The sequence below is a fragment of the Thiothrix nivea DSM 5205 genome, from assembly GCF_000260135.1.
Classification (GTDB): Bacteria; Pseudomonadota; Gammaproteobacteria; order Thiotrichales; family Thiotrichaceae; genus Thiothrix; species Thiothrix nivea.
Genome location: NZ_JH651384.1, coordinates 2,191,014 through 2,216,547 on the forward strand (window position 1 = coordinate 2,191,014; position 25,534 = coordinate 2,216,547).

Annotated in this window: 22 protein-coding genes and 1 pseudogene; 13 read left to right on the forward strand and 10 right to left on the reverse strand. The window is 58.0% G+C overall.

Annotation, left to right across the window (positions count from 1 at the left end):
• Window positions 1-68 precede the first annotated feature (68 nt).
• Both rnd and THINI_RS10940 read left to right on the forward strand, forming a co-directional pair.
• Window positions 69-1,211 (forward strand): ribonuclease D, encoded by a 1,143-nt coding sequence (gene rnd, locus THINI_RS10935; protein ID WP_002708654.1) that lies wholly within the window; start codon window positions 69-71, stop codon window positions 1,209-1,211.
• Between the two features lie 26 nt (window positions 1,212-1,237).
• Window positions 1,238-2,023, forward strand: coding sequence for a sulfite exporter TauE/SafE family protein (locus THINI_RS10940; RefSeq protein WP_002708655.1), 786 nt, complete (start codon window positions 1,238-1,240; stop codon window positions 2,021-2,023).
• A gap of 13 nt (window positions 2,024-2,036) precedes the next feature.
• Here the strand turns inward: THINI_RS10940 and THINI_RS10945 are convergent, their stop codons facing one another.
• The 8 genes from THINI_RS10945 to THINI_RS10980 all read right to left on the reverse strand — a co-directional run bounded on the left by THINI_RS10945 (window position 2,037) and on the right by THINI_RS10980 (window position 11,260).
• Window positions 2,037-2,786, reverse strand: a complete 750-nt coding sequence (locus THINI_RS10945; protein WP_245536614.1) for a LutC/YkgG family protein — start codon at window positions 2,784-2,786, stop codon at window positions 2,037-2,039.
• Window positions 2,776-4,185, reverse strand: coding sequence for a LutB/LldF family L-lactate oxidation iron-sulfur protein (locus tag THINI_RS10950; protein ID WP_002708657.1), 1,410 nt, complete (start codon window positions 4,183-4,185; stop codon window positions 2,776-2,778). Before THINI_RS10950 ends, THINI_RS10945 begins: the two co-directional genes overlap by 11 nt.
• Complete coding sequence (locus tag THINI_RS10955; RefSeq protein WP_002708658.1) at window positions 4,182-4,928, reverse strand: (Fe-S)-binding protein; 747 nt, start codon at window positions 4,926-4,928, stop codon at window positions 4,182-4,184. The genes THINI_RS10950 and THINI_RS10955 overlap by 4 nt, the downstream gene beginning before the upstream one ends.
• Before the next feature lie 97 nt (window positions 4,929-5,025).
• Entirely contained in the window at window positions 5,026-5,922 is an 897-nt protein-coding gene (locus THINI_RS10960; RefSeq protein ID WP_002708659.1) for a CoB--CoM heterodisulfide reductase iron-sulfur subunit B family protein, read from the reverse strand.
• A gap of 12 nt (window positions 5,923-5,934) precedes the next feature.
• Window positions 5,935-6,570, reverse strand: a complete 636-nt coding sequence (locus THINI_RS10965) for a 4Fe-4S dicluster domain-containing protein (protein WP_002708660.1) — start codon at window positions 6,568-6,570, stop codon at window positions 5,935-5,937.
• 12 nt (window positions 6,571-6,582) lie between these two features.
• Window positions 6,583-8,793 carry a hydrogenase iron-sulfur subunit gene (locus tag THINI_RS10970; RefSeq protein WP_002708661.1) on the reverse strand — a complete coding sequence of 737 codons (2,211 nt, stop codon included), beginning with the start codon at window positions 8,791-8,793 and terminating at the stop codon, window positions 6,583-6,585.
• Between the two features lies 1 nt (window position 8,794).
• The gene (locus tag THINI_RS10975) at window positions 8,795-10,072 is read right to left on the reverse strand and encodes a CoB--CoM heterodisulfide reductase iron-sulfur subunit A family protein (RefSeq protein WP_002708662.1); all 1,278 of its coding nucleotides are present in this window, start codon (window positions 10,070-10,072) and stop codon (window positions 8,795-8,797) included.
• Window positions 10,073-10,330: 258 nt separating this feature from the next.
• Window positions 10,331-11,260 (reverse strand): histone deacetylase family protein, encoded by a 930-nt coding sequence (locus THINI_RS10980; RefSeq protein WP_002708663.1) that lies wholly within the window; start codon window positions 11,258-11,260, stop codon window positions 10,331-10,333.
• 93 nt (window positions 11,261-11,353) lie between these two features.
• On the opposite strand from THINI_RS10980, the gene THINI_RS10985 reads away from it, so the two are divergent.
• Genes THINI_RS10985 through THINI_RS26000 form a run of 5 tightly spaced genes read left to right on the forward strand, consistent with a single transcriptional unit; the run spans window position 11,354 to window position 15,912 of the window.
• Window positions 11,354-14,065 (forward strand): bifunctional acetate--CoA ligase family protein/GNAT family N-acetyltransferase, encoded by a 2,712-nt coding sequence (locus tag THINI_RS10985; RefSeq protein WP_002708664.1) that lies wholly within the window; start codon window positions 11,354-11,356, stop codon window positions 14,063-14,065.
• On the forward strand, window positions 14,059-14,865 hold the full coding sequence (gene thiD, locus THINI_RS10990; protein WP_002708665.1) for a bifunctional hydroxymethylpyrimidine kinase/phosphomethylpyrimidine kinase: 807 nt from the start codon (window positions 14,059-14,061) through the stop codon (window positions 14,863-14,865). Before THINI_RS10985 ends, thiD begins: the two co-directional genes overlap by 7 nt.
• The gene (thiE, locus tag THINI_RS10995) at window positions 14,865-15,494 is read left to right on the forward strand and encodes a thiamine phosphate synthase (protein WP_002708666.1); all 630 of its coding nucleotides are present in this window, start codon (window positions 14,865-14,867) and stop codon (window positions 15,492-15,494) included. The genes thiD and thiE overlap by 1 nt, the downstream gene beginning before the upstream one ends.
• A 3-nt stretch (window positions 15,495-15,497) precedes the next feature.
• Window positions 15,498-15,734, forward strand: a complete 237-nt coding sequence (locus THINI_RS25195) for a UPF0149 family protein (protein ID WP_342610128.1) — start codon at window positions 15,498-15,500, stop codon at window positions 15,732-15,734.
• The gene (locus THINI_RS26000) at window positions 15,691-15,912 is read left to right on the forward strand and encodes an SEC-C metal-binding domain-containing protein (RefSeq protein ID WP_050988031.1); all 222 of its coding nucleotides are present in this window, start codon (window positions 15,691-15,693) and stop codon (window positions 15,910-15,912) included. The genes THINI_RS25195 and THINI_RS26000 overlap by 44 nt, the downstream gene beginning before the upstream one ends.
• Window positions 15,913-15,939: 27 nt before the next feature.
• Here THINI_RS26000 and THINI_RS11005 read toward each other — a convergent pair whose 3' ends face one another.
• Window positions 15,940-16,845, reverse strand: a complete 906-nt coding sequence (locus THINI_RS11005) for an apurinic/apyrimidinic endonuclease family protein (protein ID WP_169314618.1) — start codon at window positions 16,843-16,845, stop codon at window positions 15,940-15,942.
• Between the two features lie 124 nt (window positions 16,846-16,969).
• Between THINI_RS11005 and THINI_RS11010 the strand changes: the two genes are divergently transcribed.
• The 6 genes and pseudogenes from THINI_RS11010 to THINI_RS11035 all read left to right on the forward strand — a co-directional run bounded on the left by THINI_RS11010 (window position 16,970) and on the right by THINI_RS11035 (window position 24,193).
• On the forward strand, window positions 16,970-17,284 hold the full coding sequence (locus THINI_RS11010; protein WP_002708668.1) for a hypothetical protein: 315 nt from the start codon (window positions 16,970-16,972) through the stop codon (window positions 17,282-17,284).
• The gene (locus tag THINI_RS11015; protein ID WP_002708669.1) at window positions 17,271-18,398 is read left to right on the forward strand and encodes a hypothetical protein; all 1,128 of its coding nucleotides are present in this window, start codon (window positions 17,271-17,273) and stop codon (window positions 18,396-18,398) included. The genes THINI_RS11010 and THINI_RS11015 overlap by 14 nt, the downstream gene beginning before the upstream one ends.
• 3 nt (window positions 18,399-18,401) lie before the next feature.
• Window positions 18,402-19,535 (forward strand): ATP-binding protein, encoded by a 1,134-nt coding sequence (locus tag THINI_RS11020; RefSeq protein WP_002708670.1) that lies wholly within the window; start codon window positions 18,402-18,404, stop codon window positions 19,533-19,535.
• A gap of 3 nt (window positions 19,536-19,538) precedes the next feature.
• Window positions 19,539-21,944, forward strand: coding sequence for a DUF5682 family protein (locus tag THINI_RS11025; protein WP_002708671.1), 2,406 nt, complete (start codon window positions 19,539-19,541; stop codon window positions 21,942-21,944).
• Window positions 21,941-23,068, forward strand: coding sequence for a VWA domain-containing protein (locus THINI_RS11030; protein ID WP_002708672.1), 1,128 nt, complete (start codon window positions 21,941-21,943; stop codon window positions 23,066-23,068). The genes THINI_RS11025 and THINI_RS11030 overlap by 4 nt, the downstream gene beginning before the upstream one ends.
• Window positions 23,069-23,151: 83 nt before the next feature.
• Window positions 23,152-24,193 (forward strand): annotated as a pseudogene (locus THINI_RS11035) (IS701 family transposase).
• Between the two features lie 3 nt (window positions 24,194-24,196).
• On the opposite strand, the gene THINI_RS11040 reads toward THINI_RS11035, so the two are convergent.
• Window positions 24,197-25,249, reverse strand: a complete 1,053-nt coding sequence (locus THINI_RS11040; protein ID WP_002708673.1) for a BRCT domain-containing protein — start codon at window positions 25,247-25,249, stop codon at window positions 24,197-24,199.
• Window positions 25,250-25,534: the final 285 nt, after the last annotated feature.

Genomic DNA, 25,534 nt, shown 5'->3' on the forward strand with positions numbered 1-25,534 from the left:
AATCGGAAATAGATTAATTCCTGTTTTGCCGTACAATCATTGGCATTGTTTTTTATGCAACGTTTCCAATGTTTGAATACATCGACAACAACCAGAAACTGGCTGACCTGCTGGCGCGCCTCGACAGCGCACCGTGGATCACCCTGGACACCGAATTTATCCGCGAAAAAACCTATTACCCCCGTTTGTGCCTGGTGCAGATTGGCAGCGCTGATATACTCGCCTGCATTGACCCGCTGCAAATCGACAACCTGCAACCCTTGCTGGACTGGCTGGATGAACCCAAACGGCTGAAAGTATTTCATGCTGCGTGGCAGGATCTGGAAATTTTCCATCATCTCGGCGGCAAAGTCCCCACACCGGTATTTGATACCCAGGTGGCCGCCGCTGTGCTGGGCATGGGTGACCAGTTGGGCTACGCCCGGCTGGTGGAACAATTATCAGGGGTGACGCTGGATAAATCCCAGTCCCGCACCGACTGGGCGCGCCGCCCGCTGACCAACAAGCAACTGGAATACGCTGTCGATGATGTACGCTATTTACGCGACGCCTACCTGCTGCTGCGCCAGCAACTCGAACAGCTTGGCCGCCTGAAATGGCTGGAGAAACCCTTCCAGAAACTGACTGACCCGGCCAGTTACGAGGTCAACCCCCGCACAATCTGGCAACGGGTCAAAGGCGTGCAAATCCTCAAACCCCGCCAGCTTGCCATCCTGCGGGAACTGGCCGCTTGGCGGGAAGAGCGCGCGTTGCACAAAAATATCCCGCGCCGCTGGATCGTTTCCGACGAAATCCTGCTGGACATGGCGAAAATGCAGCCCAAAAATGCTGCCGCTTTCCAGCAAATACGCGGGCTGGGCGGCGAACAGGTTGAGCGCAACGCCGACGAATGGCTGGCCTGCATCGAATGCGGCCAGGCCCTGCCGCAGGAAGAGTGGCCGCAATTGCCGCGCCGCCGCAAGCTGGACGCCAACATGGGCGTGATTGCCGACCTGTTGACTGCCCTGCTCAATCAGGTCGCCAACGAAAACGGCATTTCCGCACAGATGATCGCCACCCGTTCCCAGCTTGAAAAAATGCTGGAGGAAGGCCGCACCACGCTCGCGGATGACTGGCGTGGCGCGTTGGTCAATGACCTGTTCACCGAGGTATTGAATGGCGCGGCCAGCATCCGTGTGCGCAAACAGCGCATCGTCGTGGAAAACGGATAGGAGGGAACGGTCTGGACATTACATTTTTGCTGATATTGCTGGCGCTCGGCGCGGTAGTGGGTTTTTTTGCCGGGCTGTTTGGCGTTGGCGGCGGCGGTATCATGGTGCCTGCACTGACAACCCTGTTTATTGCCAAGGGGTTTCCTGCTGATCAGGTGGTGCATCTGGCGCTGGGAACCTCGATGGCGGCGATTGTGATGACTTCCGTTTCCAGCCTGCGCGCGCATCATGCCAAGGGTGCGGTGCTGTGGCCAGTGGTGCGCTCCATTACGCCGGGCATCCTGCTGGGGACGTTTGCCGCCACCTTTGTGGCAAGCTACCTGTCTTCACGGCATCTGGCGATATTTTTTGCCTGCTTCATGGGCTATGTATCCCTGCAAATGATCCTGAATGTGAAACCCAAGCCGCACCGGGAACTGCCAGGTGCTACGGGGCTGGCGTCAGTCGGTGGGGTGATCGGCGCGGTATCGGCGCTGGTGGCGATTGGCGGTGGCTCGCTGACCGTGCCTTACCTGACCTGGTGCAACATCAACATCCGCAATGCGATTGCCACCTCCGCCGCAGTCGGTTTGCCGATTGCGTTGGCGGGTACGCTGGGCTACCTGCTGAATGGCTGGGGGCAAGCAGGGTTGCCGGATTATACGTTGGGGTATATTTACTGGCCTGCGGTGGTGCTGATTTCCGCTATCAGTTATTTCATCACGCCGTTTGGGGCGCATCTGGCGCATTCCCTGCCGGTTGCGACCCTGAAAAAAGGTTTCGCGGTACTGCTGATCCTGCTGAGTTTGAAAATGCTGCATTCCGTGCTGTAACCCTTCTTACAGCTTACACCAGGATTACAACCAATTCTTTGGGGCCGTGCACCCCATACGCCAGTGTCTGCTCAATATCCGCCGATTTTGATGGGCCGGAAATAAGCAGTGCGTTGGTCGGTAAACCCTTTTCCACCCAGCCCTGTTCCTGCACCGCTTCGGCGAAGGTGGTGTAGAGCTGGTTGGTATCCAGCACGGCGATGTGGATAGGCGGAACCAGCGACATCTGGCGTGGTTCTTCCGCATCCGGCCACAGGATCAGGGTGCCGGTTTCAGCGATGCCGCCCAGTGTGCCGGTGAAAGCGGCGTCAATACCGTAGAACATCTCCTGTTTCCAGCCGTCAATGGGTTGGTCGTAGTGGCGTAGTGGCGGGAAGCGTGCGGCTTGGATGCTGATGGCTTGCCCCCAGTCGGTGTTGGGGGATAGCAGCAGGTTGTTCAGCCCTTTTTTGCGGCAGATTTCGGCCAGTTTATCCAGCCAGGAAGTGCGGTCGGCGTGGCGGATTGTGGCACGGACAGCGGTCATGCGCTCGGTGAAACGGCGGATGCGTTCGGCTTTGTCCCAGTTGTGGGAAGAAACCGCAGAAGAGGCCCCTCTCGGCCTCCCCTTATCAGGGAAGGGGCGCTCTGGCACAGCAGTGGTGGAAGCGTCTTGTTCCTCCCCTGATAAGGGGAGGTTAGGAGGGGTTTCTTTGCCGCAGGTAGTCGGAGCTTCTCTCCTCAACCGCTGCAAAATATTGTCACGGGCAGAATTACTCATCATCGACTCCCATTTCCTTCATGCGTTCGTGCAGGGTCTTGTCGGCCAGCTGGGGGGCGGAACGCACCGTCGTCCACGCGCTCATGTTCATGGGCAGCACCCCGCGCAAACGCGAGGCGGCTTTCGCGCCGAAGTTGTAGAAAGTGGGGTGCGAGGCTGACCACGACCAGCTTTTCCAGGCGGCGGCTTCGCCGGTGCTGCGGCGGCTGCCGGTGCCGGGCGTGGTGCTGGCATCCTTGCGCACGCCTTCGTAACGCAGGCGGTTGATCAGGGTCGGAATTGGAATTTTCACCGGGCAGACTTCCCCGCACGCGCCGCACAGGCTGGATGCTTGGGTGAGTTCGCCGTGTACGTCCAGCCCGGCTTTTTGCGGTTCCAGAATGATGCCGATCGGGCCGGGGTAGACCGTGCCGTAGCTGTGCCCGCCGATGCGGGTGTAGACCGGGCAGTGGTTCATGCACGCGCCGCAGCGGATGCAGCGCAGGGTGGCGAGCAATTCCGGGTCGCTGTAGATGTTGGAGCGGCCATTGTCGAGCAGCACCATATGGACTTCTTCGGGGCCGTCCTTTTCGCCCGGTTTGCGTGGGCTACTGATCATGTTGAAGTAAGTGGTGATCGGCTGGCCGGTGGCGGAACGGGTGAGGATGCTGAGCAAGGGCGGGATGTCGCTGAACTTTTCCACCACTTTTTCGATACCGGTAACGGCGATGTGCACCTTGGGCACGGTGGTGGACATGCGCCCATTGCCTTCGTTTTCGACCAGACACAAGGTGCCGGTTTCTGCAACGGCGAAGTTGACGCCTGAGAGGCCGACATCGGCGCTGTAGAACTTGTCGCGCAGGATGGTGCGGGCAGATTGCGTCAGTTCGTCGATGTTTTCGGTGTAAGGGATGTCGGGAAACTTGTCGTTGAACAGCTTAGCCACATCCTGACGGCTTTTGTGGATAGCGGGGGCGACGATGTGCGAGGGCGGCTCGTGCGCCAGTTGCAGAATGAATTCGCCGAGGTCGGATTCCAGCGCGTCAATGCCGTGTGCTTCGAGGAAATGGTTGAGGCTCATTTCTTCGGACACCATCGACTTGCCCTTGATCAGGGTCTTGGCGTTGTGCTTTTGCATGATGGAAAGCACGATCTGGTTGGCTTGTTCGGTGGTTTCGGCCCAGTGGACGTGGATGCCGTTTTCGGTGAGTTTCGCTTCCAGTTGTTCCAGTAATTCGGGCAGCTTGCTTAATGCATTCGCGCGGATGGCTTGTGCTTGGGTGCGGATGCGTTCCAGCTCCTCCGGGTCGGGGAACTGGTCGAGGCGGCGTTGCATCAGGCCATCCATTGCCTTGCGGAAGTTAGCGCGCACGTTGGGTTTGGCGAGGTTTTCGATAACGTGCTGGCGGAAGGTGCTGATCATGGTTTGCCTCCGGTGCGCTCCCACAAAAATTCGGCAATGTGCTGATGTGGAATCGCATCCCCCTGCTTTTCCATCGTGCCGCCGATATTCAACAGGCACCCTGCATCCTGCCCGATCAGCCGATCAGCGCCGGTAGCGCGGATAGTGTCGACCTTTTCCAGCACCATCGAGGCGGAGATTTCCGGCTGTTTGACCGCGAATGTGCCGCCGAAACCACAGCATTCGGCCTTGCGGATTTGTTCCAGCTTGGTGACATTACCGAGCTGATCCAGCAGGGATTCGATCTTGCTTGCCACGCCCATTTCGCGGCGGGAGGAGCAGGAGGTGTGCACGGCCACTTTCACCGGCCCACCCAAATCTTGCAGCTCGAGTTGCAGTACGTCGACCAGAAATTCGGTGAGTTCGTAGACGCGGCTTGCCACATCCAGCGCTTGCGCTTCATCCGGCTGCCCGGCGAACAGTTCGGGGTAATGCACTTTCATCATGCCAGCGCAGGAGCCGGAGGGGACGACGATGGGGATTTTCTTCGGGAACAGCGCAATCTGGGTGCGGGCAACAGCGCGGGCTTCGTCGCGGTAGCCGGAGTTCCACGCCGGTTGGCCGCAGCAGGTTTGTGCCTGCGGGAAAATAACCTTCACGCCTTCGCGGCGGATCAGTTGCACAGCGGAGACACCTGCGTTCGGGTAGATCAGGTCGATCAAGCAGGTGCCGAAGAAGTAGACGGTATCGGGGTGTGTCGCCATAAACCTGTTGTCCAATCCAGTAGCGGAGTAGCCAACAAGTATAATGAAAAAGGGGCATGAAGCCCCTTTTTCATTAGCAGATTATTGCAGCAGGTATTTACTTGTCCGCAATCTCGCGCAGTTTCTTGGAATGGATGATATTGCCATCCAGCGCCGCATCTTTGGCATTGCGCCCGAATGCAACGTCCATCAACTGGCTGTAGTACATGACCGGCATGTCGAAATTGGTCTTGTAACGCGCGTTGATTTCATCCTGATAGATTTCGACGTTGGCCTGGCACAGCGGGCAAGGGGTGACGATCATGTTCGCGCCATTGTCGTAGGCGGATTCGATGATGTCCTTGACCAGCGCCTGACCTTTTTCCGGTTCGGAGAACATCAGCGCGCCGCTACAGCAGGCAACCTTTTTCTCGTACTTGGTCAGCGGTTCGGCACCCAGAGTTTCGACCATCTTGTCCAGATACATCGGGTTCTCGAAGGATTCACCATCGATGCCGAACGGACGGTTGGTCTGGCAACCGACGTAACCGGCAATTTTCAGACCTTCCAGCGGCTTCTTGACCTTTTGTGCCAATGCGTCGTAACCCACGTCTTCAATCAGCACTTCCACCATGTGGCGGACTTTTTTCTTGCCACTGAATTCCAGTTTGACCGCTTGCAGGGCAATGTTGGTCTCTTCCTTCAGGCGTGGATTGTGGTTGAGGCGCTCGTTGACTTCACGGGTGTTCAGCCAGCAGGCAGCGCAGGTTGCCACGATGTCCTGATCCGGGTGATGCTTTTCCGACAACGCAATGTTGCGCGCGGAAAGGGTCATGCGTGGCAGTTCACCACCACCCGCGTAACCGATGGAAGCGCCGCAGCAGTTCCAGTCCGGAATCGGGTTGAGCTTGATGTCCAGCTCTTCGCACAGGGTTTCCACCGACTTTTCCAGGTTGGAGGAAGAAGCCCCCTTTTGGGAAGAACAGCCGGGGTAGTAAGAATATTCTTTAGCCATGTTACCTCATCCTCATTTCTTGTCGGTGTTTTCGCCAACACGCGCCGCTTCCAGCTCTTCAGCCTTTTTCAGCATGGCGTGGAAACCGGCGAGGTCGCTGACACCGTGGCCGCCCAGCATCTCCATCGGGGACATGCGCTTGGCTTTCATCATGTTCATGCCCAGCTTCTGCTTGCTCAGGGACACTTTCACGCCTTCCGCGAAACCGTCCTTGAAGTACAGGCCCAGACCCAGTTTCAGCTCGTTGACACGACCTTTCTTGGTCAGGTTGTCCCAGAACATCTGGCCAAACTTTTCGGTTGGCTGGTTCTGCGGCTTCAGGCCGAGGCGCTTACTGTAGTGCGCCAGACCGTGCATGATATGGGTGATCGGCAAGCCACGTGGGCAGCGGGCGATGCAGTTGTAGCAGGAGGTGCACATCCACATGGAGGTGGAAGACAGCACTTCCTCACGCTTGTTGGCGCGGATCATCATGAAGATTTCCTGCGGCGGATGATCCCAGTGCGGACCCAGCGGGCATGAGCCGGAGCACACGCCACACTGCATACACATCTTGACCCAATCGCCTTCCTCAACGTTGTCCACGACTTCGCGCAGGAAATTGCCCTTGTATTTTTCAATCATTGCCTGATTGACTGCGGTACTCATTGCAATTCCTCCTTAGAACTTGAACGGGCTGAGGCCGACGCGGTTGATGGTTTCGACCATTTCATCCAGCAGCTTCGGCGCGCGGTTGATGTCGGTAATGGCGACTTCATGCACCGCCACGCGCTCGGACTCTAGGTTCATGGTGGACAGCGTGTCACCGATCTTAGCCATGCGAACATGCGCCATTTCAGAGCCTTTTACAAAATGGCACTGATAATCTACGCCTTTTTTACAGCCCATCATGACCACGCCGTCGTAGCCACTGCCCAGCGCATCCTTGATCCAGATGGTGTTGGTGGAACCGAGACAGCGCACCGGAATCACGCGGATGAACGGGCTCATTTCGCTACGCTTCATCGCCGCCATGTCGAGCGACGGATAAGCGTCGTTTTCGCAAGCCAGTACCAGAATACGCGGTTTTTCCTGGAACTCGTCCGGTACATCGACCGCCTTGAGCTGCGCGCCCACGGTTTCGATGGAGTAGTTCTTGAAGGAAATGACCTGTACCGGGCAAGCGCCCATACAGGTACCACAACGGCGGCAGCGTGCCTCGTTGTACTGCGGATAACCCTTTTCGTCTTCGTTGATGGCACCGAACGGGCATTCCACCGTACAACGTTTACACTGGGTGCAGCCTTCCTTACGGAAAGTCGGGAAGCTCAGGTCGCCGGAACGCGGGTGCGCTGCACGGCCAATCGCCGAGTTTTCGATTGCCTGAATGGCTTTCATCACCGCGCCCATCGCATCGGTCTGCGCCTGACCACCATCCATTGGGCGGCGAACCGGGCCAGCGGTATAGATACCGGTACGGCGGGTTTCATACGGGAAGCAGATGAAGTGGGAATCGGCGAAACCGTTGACCAGTTGCGGCACATCCGGCCCTTGGCGGTATTTCAGGTTGAGGATGGATTCGACCGGAACCGTGACTTCGCCTTCCGCCGGTTTTTCGGCTTCGATGTTGACGCCAGCGTTTGGCACCATGCCGGTTGCCAGTACGACCAGATCAGCGCCCATGTGCGCATCTTCGTTGAGGATCAGATCCTTGAAGTTGACCTTCAGATCAGCGCCAACAGCTTCGACCGTGGAAACCTTGCCCTTACGGAAAGTCACCATCTTGTCCTGGGCGCTACGGTAGAAGTTTTCACCGCCAGCACCCGGCGTACGCAGGTCATCGAACAGGATGGTGGTTTCAATTTCAGGATTGGTGTCCTTGAAGTACATCGCCTGCTTGATGCTGGTGCCGCAGCAGTGGCCGGAACACCAGGACAGGTGGCCTTCCTTCTCGCTGCGCTGGCCTGCGCACTGGACGAATACCACGTTCTCGACTGCCTTGCCGTCAGCACGCTTGATCGGGCCACCGTTGGCTGCTTTCGCCATGGCTTCCAGTTCCAGCTGGGTAACAACGTTCGGGGATTTGCCGTAGCTGAATTCAGGCAGGTTGTTGGCGTCGTAAGGTTTGAAACCGCTGGCCTGCACGATGGCACCGAATTCCACCATGGAGCCTTCGCTCACGCTGGAGGCAATCACCACGCTGAAACGACCCGGTGCGCCGCTGGTGCTGGCAACCGTGGAGTTCAGGTAAACGGTGATCTTGTCGTCGGCTTCCACCGCTGCAATCAGTGCGTCAACGCCGGTATCCTGCGTTTCCTGATACGGGGAACGCTGTGGCTGGCGCTTGTGCAACTGCCCCATCACGCCGCCGAGGCGGTCGGACTTTTCGATGATGCTGGCGTAGTAACCGGCTTTGGAGGCTTCCAGTGCCGCAGTCATACCCGTGACACCGCCACCAACCACCATGATGTGATTGTTTTTGCCTTGCTCACCGCTGGAATCGGCCTGATTCATCGCCTTGACTTCGGCGCAACCCATGCGGATGTAGTCAGCCGCCATTTCCTGGGTTGTTTCGTCGTGCTCGCTGCCTTCCGGACGAATCCAGATGACACCCTCACGCAGGTTAACGCGGGAGGTAGGCACAGCGCCGAAATTGAACGCTTCGGTCTTGGCACGGCGTGAACACGCCATGATCACGACCTTGCTTACCTTGTCATCGCCTTCAGCGGCGATGTCGGCATTGATCATGTCCACGCCTGCCTGACTGCACAGGAAGTCGTGGGTTTTGCAGAAACCGATGCGGCCTTCGCGCACGGCTACGCTTTCCAGCGATTTAGTATCCAGACGGTCGCCGATGCCGCAACCTGTACACAGATAACCACCAATCTTCATCTTATGCTCCTGCTACCTGGTTGACGACCTGTACTGCACGCAGGGCTGCGGCAGTGGCGTGTTGCACGGCGCGGTTAACATCCATCGCGTCGGCGGCAACCCCGGCAGCGAAAATGCCGCCATTGGCTTCGTCGTGTTCAATAAAGCCTTCTTCGTTGACCGCGATCTTGATCGGCAGACCTTTGAAGTCAACGCTCGGCTCCATACCGGTTGCCAGCACCACCAGATCGTAGGTGTCAGCGTAACGGTGATAACCTTCGGTATTCACGCCGTGCAGCACCGGGTTGCCTTCCTTGTCTGCTTCAACCTTGGCGACCTTGGACTTGATGAAACTGACGTTCGCATCGTTCTGCACGTTGCGGTAGAAATCTTCAAAGCGGTCAATCGAACGGATGTCGATGTAGTAGATCGTGGACTTGCCTTCGTCACCGTATTTCTCGGTCACATACTGGGTCTGTTTCAGGGAAGCCATGCAGCAGAAACGTGAGCAGTGGCGCAGGTAGTTGCGGTCACGCGAACCGGCACACTGGATGAAGGCGATGTTTTTCGCTTCCTTGCCGTCGGATGGGCGCAGCAGTTTGCCACCGGTCGGGCCGTGCGGGTCCATCAGACGCTCAAACTCAACGTTGTTGATGACGTTGGCGAAACGGTCATAGCCGTAAGGCTGAATCTTGTTGGCGTCGAACGGTTTCCAGCCCGTAGCGAACACCACCGCACCCGCTTTCAGTTCGATGGTTTCTTCCTTCTCATCGAGGTCGATTGCACCGTATTTGCAGGCTGCTTTCGCTGCTTCCGCTTCGGCAGTGCCGATGAGGCGGGAGTCAATCACGTATTGCTGCGGGTAAGCCATCGCGTTGGGCAGGTAAACGCCCTTGCGCTTGCCCAGGTTGTAGTTGAATTCGTCGTCGAATTCGCTGGTCGCGGCCTTTTCACATTCACCACAAGCGGTGCAGTTGCTGTTGACGTAGCGCGGGGTGAGGGTCACGGAAACGGTGTAATCGCCCTTGTCACCACTGATGTTGGACACTTCCGCCTGGGTCAGCACGGTCAGGTTCTTGTTCATCTTGATACGGCGCTGGTTGATTTCCTGGCCGCAGGTCGGGTGACACATTTTCGGAAAGTATTTGTAAAGCTGGCTGACGCGACCACCCAGATAAGGGCGTTTTTCCAGCAGAATGACCTGCTTACCGGTTTCAGCAGCTTCGAGCGCAGCGGTCATACCGCTGATGCCACCGCCGACGACGATAATGGTCTGGTTGGTTGCAACGACATCCGTCATTGAGGCTCCTCCGTCAAAGACAGTATTTTGGAATCCTGTGTGAAGCACCCGAGATCAGCCGAGGGTGTTCAGGCCGGCGGGAGGGCGCTCCCTTAAAAATGGCTGGCAGGATACTATATTTTGTGCGCCACATTCCAGCGAGTACCCTAATGGGGATACGTGCTTTTATTGATTTGCAAATCAATAAATTCGATTAGATTTAAAAAATCTGATAAATATCAATTATTGATTATATTCTTATAAGTTCATGTGCACTGGTTAATGAAATTCCGCCAGTTCCTTGATATGCGCCGTCACGCTGCGCCCCAGCGGCGACAACTCATAGCCACCTTCCAGACAGGAAACCACCCGTCCGCCGCAGTGATCCTTGGCAATCTGGCACAGCTCACGGGTAATCCACACGTAATCGCGTTCCACCAGATTGAAGCCGCCCATGTCATCCTCCAGATGGGAGTCAAACCCGGCGGAAACCATCACCAGTTCCGGTTTGAAATCGCGCATGGCGGGCAACCAGCTGGCTTCCACCGCTTCACGCCATTTCGCGCCGCCGGTGCCGGCAGGCAGGGGCAGGTTGAAAATATTCGGCACGTCCGTATCCGCCCCCGTGAACGGGTAGAACGGATGCTGGAAGGAAGAACAGAACATGACGCGCGGGTCGCCGGAAAAGATTTCTTCAGTGCCATCGCCGTGATGTACGTCAAAATCCACGATGATGATCCGCTCCACACCGTAGACTTCCATGGCGTGTGCTGCGCCCACCGCTACATTGTTGAAAATGCAGAAACCGGCAGCACGGCTGCGTCCGGCATGATGGCCAGGTGGGCGGATGGCACAAAAAGCGTGCTTGTGCGTCCCCGCCATCACCAGATCAACGGCCATCACCGCCGCACCTGCGGCGTGCAGCGCCGCATCCAGCGAATGTGGGTTCATCCCGGTATCGCCATCCAGGTTGGCAAAACCGTCCTGCGGCGAAGTGGCAAACACCCGCTCAACATAGGCGGCGTCATGCACCCGCAGCAAATGCTCACGTTCCGCGCAATGGGAATCGTAGTGGCGTGAAATCCAGTCTACCCCCGACATGATCATGCGGTTGTTGATGGCGTCCAGACGATCCGAGCACTCGGGATGATAAGGTGTCCCGTTGTCATGCAGATGGCAATGTGAATGGGTAATTACGGCGACTGTCATGTTCTTTTAAAAAAATTGGGAGTAGAATATGTTGCATTGCACAAAAGATAATGTTCTTACGTGCTGCAACTGCATATAATAGAGGTTTTGGCCATGAGCCACCATTACTTAAATCAACTATTCGCCCCGCAAAGCATCGCGGTGTTCGGGGCCAGCCACAGGGAAAACGCGGTTGGAACCTTGGTGTTCCAGAATCTGCTGACTGCCGGGTTCAAGGGCGCGATTTACCCGATCAACCCCAAACACGCCGAAATCCAGGGGCATCAAGCCTGGCCGAACCTGACCGAGCTGAACAAGCCGGTGGATCTGGCCGTGATTGCCACGCCTGCCCGCACCGTTCCCGCCATTATCCAGCAATGCGGTGAAAACGGCGTCAAGGGCGTGGTAGTCATTTCCGCCGGTTTCGCCGAAGCCGGCCCGCAAGGCAAACGTCTGCAAAAAGACATCGTGGACATTGCCCGCCAGCACAATATCCACATCATCGGCCCCAATTGCCTGGGCATCATGCGCCCTTCCGTCGGCCTCAATGCCACCTTCAGCCGCAATCAGGCGTTGCCGGGCAACCTGGCGTTGGTGTCACAATCCGGCGCGATGTGCACCGCCATCCTCGACTGGGCGGCCAGCCAGCAGATCGGCTTTTCCACCATCGTCACGCTGGGGGATACGGCGGATGTCGACTTTGGCGATGCACTGGATTATCTGGCGCTCGACCCCAAAACCGACAGCATCCTGCTGTATGTCGAAGGTATCCACGACGCACGCGGTTTCATGAGCGGCCTGCGTACCGCTTCACGCATGAAGCCGGTGATCGTGCTGAAAGCAGGGCGCTACGAAGAGGTTTCCCATGCGGTGACTTCCCATACTGGCGCGATTGTCGGCAGGGATGATGCGTTTGAAGCCGCGCTGGAACGCGCAGGCGTGGTGCGCGTCAACTCGGTGTCGCAACTGTTCGCGGCGGCGCAGGTGTTGTCTTCCGGCATCCGCGTGCAGCAGGATCGGCTGCTGATCCTGACCAACGGCGGTGGGCCGGGCGTGATGGCCACTGACCGCGCAGTGGAAACCGGCGTGCGCATGGCCGAACTCAGCCCCGCCACGCTGGAGGCGCTGAACAAGATACTGCCCTTCACCTGGTCGCACGGCAACCCGGTCGACATCCTCGGTGATGCCGACCCGGAACGCTACACCGCCGCGTTAAAAATCTGTATGCAGGAAGAAAACCTCGATGGTGTGCTGGTGATGCTGTCACCGCAGGCCATGACCGACCCGGCAGGCGTGGCGCAAGCCGTGGCCGAAGTCTGCAAGGAAACCAAAAACCGCAAGCATTGCAAGCCCATCCTCACCTGCTGGATGGGCGAGGAACAGGTCGCTACTGGCCGCAAGATCCTGGCTGATGCGGGCGTGCCGCATTTCCGAACCCCGGAAACCGCCGTGGAAGCCTTCGCTTACCTCACCCAGTACCGCAGCAACCAGAAACTGCTGATGCAAGTTCCCCCCTCGGTCAGGGAACAGGCGCGCGAACCGGACGTGGCAGGCGCGCGCCTGATCATTGAAAGCGTGCTGGCGGAAGGTCGACGTTCACTTTCCACCACTGAATCCCGCGCCATCCTGAGCGCTTTCCGTATCCCCTCCATGCCCACCATCCTCGCCCGCAGCCCGGCAGAAGCACTGGTGGCGGCGGAATCGCTGGGCTACCCGGTGGTGATGAAAATCAGCTCGCCCAACATCACCCACAAATCCGATGTCGATGGCGTGCGCCTTAACATCGCCAGCGCCCACGACGTGCGCAGCGTCTACCAGGAACTGACCGAAGCCGCCCAGCGCATCCTGCCCGAAGCCCATATCGAAGGCGTGACGGTGGAGAGCATGTACCACAGCAATTCCTCGCGCGAACTGATGGTCGGCGTGGTGCGCGACCCGGTATTCGGCCCGGTGATCAGCTTCGGTACCGGCGGCACTTCGGTGGAAGTGCACCGTGACCGTGCCGTGGCATTGCCGCCGCTGAACGATTACATGATCAAGAAAACCGTGTGCCGCACCCGCATCGCCAAGCTATTGGGCGACTTCCGCAACATGCCGTCGATTAACTTTGAAGCCTTGTGGAAAGTAATGCAGCGCGTGTCTGAAATGGTGTGCGAACTGCCGGAAATCGTCGAGATGGACATCAACCCGCTGGTGGCCGACGAGCACGGCGTGGTAGCGGTGGATGCGCGTTTCATCATCAATTACCCGCCCGCCACAGCGCGGCGCTATGACCACATGGCGATCCACCCCTACCCCAACGACCTGGTCAAACGCCAGCAGCTGGCGGACGGCACCGACATCACCATCCGCCCGATCCGCCCGGAAGACGCCGAAATCGAGCAGGCGTTCGTGCGCAACCTGTCCAAGGAGTCGCGTTACATGCGCTTCATGCAGGCGTTGCGGGAACTCACCCCTGACATGCTGGTGCGTCTTACGCAAATTGATTACGACCGTGAAATGGCGTTTCTGGCGCTGAGCAAGCAGAATGGTGAGGAACTTGAAATCGGCGTGGCACGTTACGCCATTAACCCCGACAAGGCCAGTTGCGAATTCGCGCTGGTGATTGCGGATGAATGGCAAAACCGTGGCCTCGGCGGGCTGATGATGCAGACCCTGATCGACACCGCCCGCAGCCGTGGCTTGCGCACCGTCGAAGGCGAGGTGCTGGCGCACAATACCGGCATGCTCAAGCTGATGCAGCGCCTGGGCTTCGACAAGCACCGCAGCGAAATGGATGATAATATTGTCATTGTCGTCAAACGTCTGGGAGACAACTGTTGCTAGAAGAACCAACCCCCGCACCGGCAGCGCCGGTCATCATGACGCTGGCGGGGCACGACCCCACCGGCGGCGCCGGCATCCAGGCCGATATTGAGGCGATTGCCAGCCAGGGATGCCACCCCGTTTCAGTGATCACCTGCCTGACGGTGCAGGACACGCGCAATGTGCAACGCATTGAGCCGGTTGCCGATTACCTGATCGAACAGCAGGCCGAAGCGGTGCTGGCCGACATGCCGGTTGCCGCATTCAAGATCGGCCTGCTGGGCAGCGTGGCGGCGGTGGAAGCCGTCCACCGCATCCTGCTGCAAGCGCCGGATGTGCCGGTGATCCTCGACCCGGTGCTGGCAGCGGGCGGTGGCAAAAACCTTTCCTCTGATCGTCTGATCGAAGCGATCCGCGAATACCTGTTGCCCCTGACCACCCTGCTGACCCCCAATGTGCCGGAAGCCGCCAACCTCGCCATGACGGGCACAACGCCGGACGAACAGGCGCTCTCCCTGCTGGATCAAGGCTGCGCTCACGTGCTGCTGACCGGGACTCATGCCGCCACCGAGCGGGTGGAAAACGCCCTCTTTGGCGAAGGCAAGCGCCTGCGCACTTGGGCGTGGGAACGGCTACCGGAAACCTACCACGGCTCCGGCTGCACGCTGGCTTCGGCCTGTGCAGCCAATCTGGCCAAAGGCATGGAAACCAGCAAGGCGGTCGCGGCGGCGCAGGCGTATGCGTGGGGGAGTTTGCAGGCGGGGCGCAAGCTGGGCAAGGGGCAGTGGATTCCCGACCGGTTCTACTGGAGACAAGCGTAATGCGCGGACTTTACGTCATCACCGACGGCTCTATCGGCAACGAACTGCTGGACAAGGTTGAACAAGCCCTGCGCGGCGGCGCAGCCATTGTCCAGTACCGCGACAAAAGCGCGGATACTGCCCGCCGGGAACAGGAAGCGCTCGCACTGCAAGCCCTCTGCCGCCAGCACAACGCCCTGTTCATCATCAACGACGACGTGCAACTGGCCAAAGCGGTGCAGGCGGATGGCGTGCATGTCGGCAAGGATGACGCAGCGCTAGCCACTGCCCGCGACTATCTGGGCAAGTCCGCCATCATCGGCGTTTCCTGCTACAACCGGCTGGAACTGGCGCTGCAAGCGGCGCAACAGGGCGCGGACTACATCGCCTTCGGCAGCTTTTTCCCCTCCCCCACCAAACCGCACGCGCCACGCGCCACGCTGGAATTGTTGCGGGAAGCCCGTAGCCAACTGGAAATCCCCATCTGCGCCATCGGCGGCATTACACTGGAAAATGCGCCGGATTTGCTGGCAAACGGAGCCGACATGCTGGCGGTAATTACGGATATATTCAATAATCCGGATATTACCCGTCAGGCCACCCTGTACCAGGCACTGACCCGGAAGCAGGCAAAGCACTATCCGGCATAAAAGATTGCCAGATACAACCGGACGTTTGCCGCCATGTTCACCGGCCAGCCTGACCGCCCGAAAGTGGCTGACTGGTGCTTTGGCTATACCTGCGGCGTCGAGCTGGATGAGGAAGCCTGGGATGCGATGCCCGATGACCTGCAAGACCTGCTGGATTTGATCTTATGGCCTGCTGGAGGAAGCGGAGCCACACCGCTTGCCAGCCCACGAACTTCAGGAACGCGCCAACCAGGTCATTGACGCCGCCACCCGCTTACATGCTTACTGGCTGAAACAGCGCACGCCGATGAGGATGCCAACCAACTTCAGCAAACCACTCCCGCCTGCCCAGCCTGCGGTTTCGCAAAAACTGGTGGGGCGCAATGACCCTTGCCCTTGCGGCAGCGGCAAGAAATACAAGAAGTGCTGTTTGCACTGAGCGGGACAGCGCCCTATCGCATACGGTTCAGACAATCTCAAGCCGCCCCATAACCAGGGTCATGTTCTCCAGTGCCAGCACGGGCTTGACCTCAAACACCTTGCGGCTGTCCGGAAACTGCTGATGCAAGCGTGCAATAGCCACGAAGTAATCCCCCGCCTGAATGTAGTCATCCGCCCTGTTCAGGCCAAGGCTTTCACTTTCAACAAACGCCAAATGCTGGTCGGCAAGCCCATTGTTGGCGTGCAGGTGGAAATGCAGCCGCACGCCTTTGCCCTCCAGTTCATGCAGCCATTGCAGCCACTGCGGTAGGCTTTCCTGCGACCAGATTTTGGCGTGGCCAATGTCGAAACAGCAGCGGATATAACGTAATTCCAGCCGTTCCACCAATGCGAACAGCCATTGATAAAACGCCAGCGGGTGAAAGGTGTTTTCGATGTGGACTGGATGGTCGTATTCGGCACAGAAGCGTTCCAGCAACAGCAACTGCCGGGTCAGGTGTTCCGCCAATGTCTCCCGGAAGGCAGGGCGCAGGCTGACCGGCCATTTGTGGACGTGGGTCACGGAATAATCCGAGCCGAGCGCGCGGGCATCAGCAAATTGCTGGTGCAACTGCTCTTCCTGACTGCCCAATTCAAACAGGGTGCTGTGGTAGTGGTTAAAATGGGTGTTGACGGGGATGGGGTGGGCAGCCTCGCGTAAGGTTGCGCCGATAAAGTCGAGGATTTCCGAATCACCCGTATACAGGCCGACTTCCAGCGGGCGCTGCTGGGCAATAGCGGCGTGGACGACTGGCATTTCTTCCGCCAGATTCTTTTTCATGATTTTGTAGCCAAATTGCTGCATGGTGGTATTCCTGTCGTTACTGCCCGCCCACACCGGGAACAGGGCGCTGATACGGGAAGTATAAAGGGGTGGGTCAAGGCAGGACAAAAACCTTGCGGTGGGGGCTTGGGCAAATGCCCACCATGCTGGACAAGGATGCTGGCTATATCCCCTGCCGACTGCTACCATCCTGAAAATATATGTCTAATAAAAATAAACTGATAGCCATAATATGTATGACACCACTACCCAGCAGGACGTTGTTAACACCCTGATTTACCTGCGCAGCCTGCTTGAGCGCCTGCCCCTGAACGGGCTAGCCACCGTCCGGGAGGAAGACCTCCGCCTGCTGCAACAGGCCAGGGAATTATTCGCCCAACACGGAGCCAATTATCTGACGGATTGCCTGCAACAACTGGAGGATGCCATCCAGACGCAACAACAGGCAGGTGTGAAATTTCTACAGTTGCAAACCGCCCTATTCCTGTTCGAGCGCCTGTTTACCCGAGATGTCTGTCGAGAAGAAACCGCCGATGCAATTGACTGATCTAGATGCTGCTGCCCGGCAAAAGCTGTTGAACACCCTGCGCCAGCTCAGCCTACACATGGAACAGCTGTTGCAGACCGGCATGAGCACCGCTTCCGAACATACCGTGACGCAGTTCATGCAGGCTTTCCAGACCGCTTCCGGGCTGGGGTTGAACCGGCTGGGTTCCACTCTTCGCCTGCTGGGGCAGGAGATACAGCGGTATGTGCGCAAGGATGAGCCATTCTCCCCCCGCCGTCTGGCCTTTTTCCTGAACCGCAATTGGCTGACGTGCCAGGGTTTGCAGGAAGCCATCCAGCAGCAAGACCACAGCCGCTGGCAAAGCATGAATTTGATCCAGCCGCGTACCCTGCTGGATGAACTCACTGTCGTCACCCTCGGCGTAGGCAAGAAACTGGTGCCGGGCGTGTTCGCCGCGTTTGAATTCCGGATGCGGGTGATTGACCCACAACATGTGCTGGCCGGTAAAAGCCTGCTGTTCTCGTTGGTATTTCCGCTCAACCCGCAGCAGCGCATCCACCCCGAAGCCTTTCTGGAATTCGACCAGAAGCAGAAATACCGCCCTGCCATCCTGCTGGAGCAAGTGGTGCGGATGCGGCAGGTGCAACTCGTCCACGAAAGCCCCTCGCGGGTACGGCTGAACCTGTTGCCGGAATCGACCGTAACACCCCAGCACCCGGTTAGGGAACTTCCTGATTGCAAGGCATTAGCCATGCGCGACCCTGCACTTGATCAGACGCAACTGGCCAGCTACCAGCCCACCCCGTTCGACCTGGAAATCGACCTGCAAACCGAAATCCTGCTGGAAAACTGGACAACCGGTGACCTGCGCCACGACCCCGGCTTCCCCGACCGTTACGTGCTGGACATCAGCGCCGCAGGCAGGGACTACCTCGCCCTCATCAGCATAGCGGAGGAAGGAAAAGCGTTGCTGAAAGCCATGCAGGCGCAAATGCAGCGCGAACACCGTGACCCGCTGTTCGCCATCCTGCACTACGAACTGGGGCGGCGCATTCTGCAACCGCTCAGTCTGGTGGAACAAGGCCAGTTCCGCCATTTGATGCTGGGCGAAGACAAAACCGATTACCGACAATTACTCAAACAGGCAGGATAAGCCATGGCAAGCACCACCCAAGACACTGTATTACGCGCACCTCTGGAACAGCAATATGCCGACCAACTAGCCGCCCTCAAACAGAACGATAACGAAACCGCGCCGCCCTCCTGGCAGTTGTCACCGCGCAAGGTGCTGGACTTCATCCTCGGTGGCCAGACCCTGCCGCTGAAACAAGGCCGCAAAACCGTTGACGTGCCGATTACCCGCAAGTTCTTTGGCGACCGGCGGCTGGTGGAACGCGCCATCGTCACCCTCGCTTCCGAACGCGCCCTGCTGCTGGTCGGCGACCCCGGCACGGGCAAAAGCTGGCTGTCGGAAAACCTGGCGGCGGCCATCAGCGGCCATTCCACCCTGACCATTCAGGGCACTGCGGGCACGACCGAGGAGCACATCAAATACACCTGGAACATCGCCAAAGTGATTGCCGAGGGCTACCACAGCAGCAACTGCGTGCCCTCGCCAACCATGACCGCCATGCGCCAGGGCAGCCTGCTGCGTTTTGAGGAAATCACCCGCTGCGTGCCGGATGTGCAGGACTCGCTGGTCTCCATCCTCTCGGACAAGTCCATCGCCATCCCCGAACTGCCGGATGCCAACATGGTATGGGCCAAACCCGGTTTCAACGTGATTGCCACCGCCAACGCCCGTGACCAGGGGGTGAATGAACTTTCCGCCGCGCTGAAACGGCGTTTCAACTACATCCACATCCCGATGGTAGCCGACAGCGCCACCGAACAGGCCATCGTCAAGCAGCGCATCGGTGAACTGAGCCAGCAGTACCAGCTAACCGTCGAGCTGCAACCCAGTATCATCGAACTGCTGACCACCGTGTTCCGCGAACTACGCCACGGGCGCACTGTCGAAGGTGTCAAAATCAAGGAAGTCGCCAGCACCCTTTCCACCGCCGAAAGCATCGCCATGTTGCTGGATGCCTCCCTGCATGCCCAGTACCTGGGAGCCGGTCAGGTACAGATGGAAAGCCTCGCCGACAATCTGATAGGTGCGGTTGTCAAGGACGACGACAATGACCGGCTGGCGCTGCGCGAATACCTCGATCTGGTCGCCAAACGCCGCGCGGAAGAGCAGCCGTTGTGGAACACCTTTTACCAGTCCACCCGTGCAGCGTTGGCCTAAATCATGGAAGACAATCCCCTTTGGCAACAGGCCGGACTCACTGACGAACTGATGGCCACCCTGCAACAGCAAGTGCAGGGTTTGCTGGACGGGGTGCTGTATTGGTTTCCCATCCGCCACCATTCGCCCACCTGCGCTTGGCAAGTGCGGCAAAGCCTGTTGCAACGCCGCCCACGCCAGGTGTTTATCGAAATCCCGGCACAGTTTCAGGATGTGCTACCCTTGGTCACGGCCAGCGACACCCATCCGCCAGTGGCGCTGTATTCCAGCTTTACCGACACGCACAACGGCTTGGGGCTGGCAGGCATCACCACGCCGTCGGCAGACATCATGCCCAGCATGGGCAGCTGGTTTCCGCTGCTGGCCTATTCGCCGGAATACGTCGCCCTGCAAACCGCTGCGGAAATCGGCGCGGAAGTCATTTGCATCGACCTGCCTGCCTACGCCCGACCCAGTTTCCGCGAGCCTGACACCGACAGCATCAGCCAGGACGAATACATCACCGCCAGCCGTTTTTTCCATGCACTGGCAGACGCTGGCGGATACCACAGTTGGGACGAGTGCTGGGATACCCTGTTTGAACACATGGGTATGCAACAGACAGCCTCAACAGAGGAATTCCGCCACCAGCTGGCCAGCTTCTGCGCGGCAGCACGCTCTACCACAAAGCTGGATGAAGACACCTGGGAACGCGAGCAATTCATGTGGCGGCAAATTCAGGCTCACATCCACAAGCCGGAAGAAGCCATGGTGGTGTGCGGCGGCTTGCATGTGTTTATGGAGAAAGGGAATGCCCTGCCGCCTGATCTGCCCCCATCAGACGGAACGGAATACCACACTCTGGTTCCCTATACCTACGAACGCCTTTCCACTGCCAGTGGCTATCAGGCGGGCAACCGTGCGCCGTATTTTTACCAGTTGCAATGGCAGGCGCGGCAGCAAGGCATGTCGCCGCATGAAACGGTTTACCGGATACTTCAACACCTGATCAGTTACGCCCGCCAGCGTGGGGCCGTACTGTCTTCGGCGGATACGGTCGCCAGCGCCCAGCACGCCCTGATGCTGTGCCGCCTGCGCAACCGCGCGCAACCGGTGCTGGATGACCTGCTGGACGCCCTGATCACCTGCTGTTGCAAGGGCGACCCTCAACATACCTGCATTTCGCTGCAACAAGCGCTGCAACAGGCGCTGACCGGCCAACAACGCGGCCAGGTCAGCGCCCAAGCAGGCCAGCTAACGCTGGTGAGAGATGTGTACCAGTGGCTGCAACACTACGGCTTGCAGGCCAATAACGGCTATGCCCGCACGTTGAAACTGGACAAACGCCAGCCGGAACAGCGCCAGGCAGCAGCGTTCCTGCACCGGCTGGCATTCCTGCGGGTTCCCTTTGCCGAATGCAGGGCTAAGGACGTGGATCACGGGCTGGTATTCCAGGAAAACTGGAGCTGCCTGCAAAACGTGGGCATGGAAGAGCGCCTGATCGAACTCAGCCCGTTTGGCGACAGCGTGGAAGCCGTCGCCCTGCGCCAGCTGGAACTGGCACTGTTCACTGCCCACGACATGGCGAGCATCAGCCAGCTGCTGTTACAAGCCCTGAAAATGGAACTGGTGACCGTGGTCATGAACGCCCGGCAACTCGCACGGCAAGTCTTACTGGACGACCAGCGTTTCGTTTCACTGGCGCAAGCCGTCGCCAATCTGATACTGTGCCGCCAGTACCTGACGCTGGAAAACTACCACCCCGGCTCGCTCGACCCGCTGATCGCCGATTGCTTTATCCGCACTTCCCATAGCTTGCTGACCTTGCATCACGCCCCGGAACAAGAAGCCGAACAGATTGTGCAATGCCTGTTGCACCTGTTGCAGATTCAGCGCGGCGACGAGCTACCGGAGCTGGATCGGGCGCTGTTCAGCGATTACCTGAATCAGGCCGAAGCAAGCAACCCACCACCGTTCCTGCGTGGTTGCCTGTGGGGCATCCTGCTGGAAATCCGCCAACGCACACCCGCCCAACTCGCAGGCGAAATCAGCCAGTGGCAATACGCCCCGGTGGATCAGGTGGAGGCAGGCTGTGAGTTCATACGCGGCGTCATGCATACCGCACAGGTTTCCATCCTGCTAGGAGCTACCGATCTGGTCATGGCGCTTGACCAGCTGCTGCAACAGGCCGACGCGGAATTGTTTGATGCCATGGCGGTACACCTACGCGCCGGGTTTGAACAACTGGGGCAATCGCAGCGGCTGCGGTTTGCCGATGCTGTCGCCCGCCACTACGGCCTGCGTGAAGCCGAAGACCTCCAACTGGAAACTTCCGTGCAAGGCGCACAAATCTTTGCCCAACTGGACCAACAGGTGGCCGCCATCATGCAGGGCTGGGCCTGCTTCCGCCACGAGGAAACCACCCCATGACAGCATGGCATGAACTATCCGCCCGCCAACGCCAAACCCTCAGCCGCTGGCGGCTGATCCTGGGGCCGGACGCCGAACAGGAACACATCCGCACTGATGACAGGCATTCCACCCAACAGGCTGCGGTACTCGATTACCTGTTCGCTGACCAGCCGAGGAAACGCGGTGCAGGCAATGGCAAATCCACCTTCACCATTCCCCAATGGATCACCGCCGTTGACGAGCTGTTTCCACGTCAGGTGAAAGAAGTGCTGGAACGTGAACTGATTGCCCGCCGAGGCATTGAACAACTGCTCAAGGAGCCTGACCTGCTGGAAAAGGTCGAGCCGAATGTGGAATTGGTCAAAACCATCCTCACCTTCAAGAACCTGCTGAATGAAGACACCCGCATCCTGGCGCGCAAGGTAATTGAAAAAGTCGTCAATGAGCTGAAAGACAAAATCAAGCAGGAAATCATCCACGGCATTACCGGTGCCATCAACCGCAACCGCCACGCGCCTGCCAAAGTCTTCCGCAACCTTGACCTGAAAACCACCTTGCGCCGCAACCTGCACAACTGGGATGCGCAGCAGCGGAAACTGATCGTGGATCAGACCTACTTCTACGCCAGCGAACGCAAGCAACGCCCGTGGCACATCATTATCGCGGTCGACCAGTCCGGCTCCATGCTGGAATCTGCGGTGTTTTCCACCATCATGGCCTCCATTTTTCATGAGCTGCCAGCAGTGCGCACGTCGCTGTTCCTGTTTGATACGCAAATTGCCGACCTGTCCGGCCAGGTTGGGCAGCCGGTGGATGTACTGTTAAAAGTGCAACTGGGCGGCGGCACCAATATTGCCCTGGCCATGCAGTACGCCCTGCAACTGATCCGCGAACCACGCCGGACGATTGTGGTGCTGATTACCGACTTCTACGAAGGCGGCAGCCAACAGACCTTGCTGGAAACCACCCGCGCCATCACCCTGGGGGGCTCGCGCTGTATCGGGCTGGCGGCGTTGGGGTATGGCGGCAGGGCTGCTTACGACCGCACGCTGGCAAGCAAAATGGCCAAACAGGGGATGGACATCCTCACCACCACCCCTGAACAGCTAAGCGCCTGTATTGCGCAGATTATGCGCAGCTAGAACGCGTAATTAGGACTTACGCATTGACGAAGCAGCCCTGTCTGTGTCAGGAATAAGTTTTTCACGCGACATAAAAGCCAATGATAAGAAGGCCCAAACGCCCACCGACAGCCAATTGCACCCTGCCAATGTACATGGGGTTTCTGATGAGTGAACCGAAATCAAGCACCTGCACCCGCCTGTCGGAAGTGATGGGCATCTCGCATGACAGTGTAAACCGCTTCCTGTTGCGGGAAGCCTATGAGCCAAAAGACCTGTTCAACGAAGCATCGCGGCTGCTGAACCTGGTGGGCGGGACATTGAATGTGGATGACAGTACGCTGGACAAACCCTACAGCCAGCATATGGAGCTGGTTGGACACTTCTGGTCAGGCAAGCACCACCGGGTGGTCAAGGGGCTGAACCTGATCACGTTGTATTACAGTGACCCGCAAGGGCGCAGCCTGCCGGTCAACTACCGGGTGTATGACAAGGCAGAGGGCAAGACCAAGAATGATTATTTCCTCGACATGCTGGAGGACGTGTTGGCATGGGGGCTGCAACCCGCCTTCATGACCGGGGATAGCTGGTATTCCTGTGTGGGCAACCTCAAAACGGTAAGAAACCACCGCATGGGGTTCCTGTTCGCTGTGGAAAGCAACCGCCGGGTATCCACCGAAAAGGGGTCATGGGTGCAGGTACAGAAACTGGACATCCCTGCTGACGGGCTGAGGGTCTGGTTACGCGAATTTGGCGAGGTAAAGCTGTTTCGGACGCAGTTAAAGACCAACTGCGCCATTACGTGGTTTCCTCCCGAATGCTGACGCCTATGACACCTTCCAGCAAGCGGATTTCCAGACCCTGCATGACCAGCATTGGCAGATTGAGCAATACCACCGCATGATCAAGCAGGTCTGCCATATCGAGAAATTCCAGGTACGCGGCAACGTCCCGATACGTAACCATATCTTTGCCGCCTTGTGCAGCTATGTCCACCTGCAACAGATGCAGTTTGTTGACATCATCAGCAACGCCTACCAATGGCAACGCGACTTGTACACGGATGCTGTGGCTGCTTTTGTCAGCCGCTTCATGCAAGGCAAGCAGCACCTCAACCCACAATTTCAGGCCGCCGTCAATGCGTAAGTCCTAGTAATAATCTTCCGGGATGGTTTCCATCGGCCGCCAGTCGATTTCCCCGGCCTCCATGCCCTTGTAACGCAGCCAGGTTTTCGCCAGTTTGTCCTTGGTGGTGTCATCCTTGCCTGCCCGATGCTGGGTGCTGGCCACTACCCAGCGGAATACCCGGTTGGCGTCCAAACCGCCGCTATTGACCAGCCCAAGCAGTAATGCCAGCGTATGTTTGCAAATACCCCTGCCATACATATTGTCCATACCCATACACTTGTTCAGCCCGTCATCACAGCAAGAGTAGCTGCCCTCATGGTCCAGCAGGCAGGAATAAGCTGTGCTGTAACCGCTTTGGCTACTGATGATGCCGGTTATCTGTAAATCATCATGGTCTGAATACAGGTTGAAGGAGTCGTCCTGTAGCATTTGCAGGGCCTTGCGCAAACGGCTGGGGTCGATGGTGCGTTGCAGCTTGATGACCAGCGACTGGAAATTGAGCTTGTCCGGCGCGACCTGATTGCCGATCAAGTCCAGAAAGGCGTCTTCCGTCAGGATGCTGACCTTATGTTTTTCCGCCAGTTTCTGCGCATCGGCCTTACCCTTGGCACGTTTTTCGCCCAGCACCAAATAATCGGTCGCTTCCGTCACCTTGAGGTCATGTTCACAGCCAATATCCGCCAACACCGAATAGCCCTGCTGAGAAGTCAGGGAAGGCGGCAGAAAATCAAAACCACCGGCAAAGGCAAAACGGGCGCGTTCCAGCCGGGGGCGGGTCAGATACAGCAAATCCACCTGATCCAGCACCTTAACCCCAAACTTTTGCGCTCGGCGCAAGGCATCGGCCTTGCCTTTCTGGCGCTTGGGGCCAATGATGATGAAATCCAGCTCCTTGCAAAAGGCATCTGCCTGGATGGCGTCATGCGCCTGCAACAGGCTGGCGGGATCACGCTTGGGGTAATAACTGGGCCAGATGGAAAAGTCGCCGAACTGGGCAAACTGTTTTCCGGCTACGTCTTTCAGAAAGGGGTTATCGGCAAAACGTGCTGATGAGAACAGGTTATTGTTAATCATAGCGTCTTCTTTTTATGGATTGGATCGATGGGGTGAACCCCGATGCTAACACAGGCAATCCCCAAACTTTATCCGTTCCCGACGACTTAGCTGGAACAAGAAAAAACCTTGACCCTGATGGATTCCCCGCAGCATACTGCCGCCATGATCAAGCCAGTTTTCACAACAGCCAGCCCCATCCTGCGACGCCGTCGCAACGCCTGTGCCTGTGTGGAGGTTGCCGACTGATCGTTTGATTTTCATCCGCCCGTAGAGGGCAACCTTACACAAGCCACAGGCTCACCT

What these genes read in the sequence shown, in the direction of transcription:
- THINI_RS11025 (WP_002708671.1), top strand. Translation starts at nt 19,539, where the DNA reads ATGGAAGACAATCCCCTTTGGCAACAGGCCGGACTCACTGACGAACTG.
- thiE (WP_002708666.1), top strand. Translation starts at nt 14,865, where the DNA reads ATGCGCGGACTTTACGTCATCACCGACGGCTCTATCGGCAACGAACTG.
- THINI_RS10975 (WP_002708662.1), bottom strand. Translation starts at nt 10,072, where the DNA reads ATGACGGATGTCGTTGCAACCAACCAGACCATTATCGTCGTCGGCGGT.
- THINI_RS10960 (WP_002708659.1), bottom strand. Translation starts at nt 5,922, where the DNA reads ATGGCTAAAGAATATTCTTACTACCCCGGCTGTTCTTCCCAAAAGGGG.
- THINI_RS11030 (WP_002708672.1), top strand. Translation starts at nt 21,941, where the DNA reads ATGACAGCATGGCATGAACTATCCGCCCGCCAACGCCAAACCCTCAGC.
- THINI_RS10985 (WP_002708664.1), top strand. Translation starts at nt 11,354, where the DNA reads ATGAGCCACCATTACTTAAATCAACTATTCGCCCCGCAAAGCATCGCG.
- THINI_RS11015 (WP_002708669.1), top strand. Translation starts at nt 17,271, where the DNA reads ATGCAATTGACTGATCTAGATGCTGCTGCCCGGCAAAAGCTGTTGAAC.
- THINI_RS10965 (WP_002708660.1), bottom strand. Translation starts at nt 6,570, where the DNA reads ATGAGTACCGCAGTCAATCAGGCAATGATTGAAAAATACAAGGGCAAT.
- THINI_RS11020 (WP_002708670.1), top strand. Translation starts at nt 18,402, where the DNA reads ATGGCAAGCACCACCCAAGACACTGTATTACGCGCACCTCTGGAACAG.
- rnd (WP_002708654.1), top strand. Translation starts at nt 69, where the DNA reads ATGTTTGAATACATCGACAACAACCAGAAACTGGCTGACCTGCTGGCG.
- THINI_RS10955 (WP_002708658.1), bottom strand. Translation starts at nt 4,928, where the DNA reads ATGGCGACACACCCCGATACCGTCTACTTCTTCGGCACCTGCTTGATC.
- THINI_RS10980 (WP_002708663.1), bottom strand. Translation starts at nt 11,260, where the DNA reads ATGACAGTCGCCGTAATTACCCATTCACATTGCCATCTGCATGACAAC.
- THINI_RS11040 (WP_002708673.1), bottom strand. Translation starts at nt 25,249, where the DNA reads ATGATTAACAATAACCTGTTCTCATCAGCACGTTTTGCCGATAACCCC.
- THINI_RS11010 (WP_002708668.1), top strand. Translation starts at nt 16,970, where the DNA reads ATGTATGACACCACTACCCAGCAGGACGTTGTTAACACCCTGATTTAC.
- THINI_RS10950 (WP_002708657.1), bottom strand. Translation starts at nt 4,185, where the DNA reads ATGATCAGCACCTTCCGCCAGCACGTTATCGAAAACCTCGCCAAACCC.
- THINI_RS10945 (WP_245536614.1), bottom strand. Translation starts at nt 2,786, where the DNA reads ATGATGAGTAATTCTGCCCGTGACAATATTTTGCAGCGGTTGAGGAGA.
- THINI_RS10970 (WP_002708661.1), bottom strand. Translation starts at nt 8,793, where the DNA reads ATGAAGATTGGTGGTTATCTGTGTACAGGTTGCGGCATCGGCGACCGT.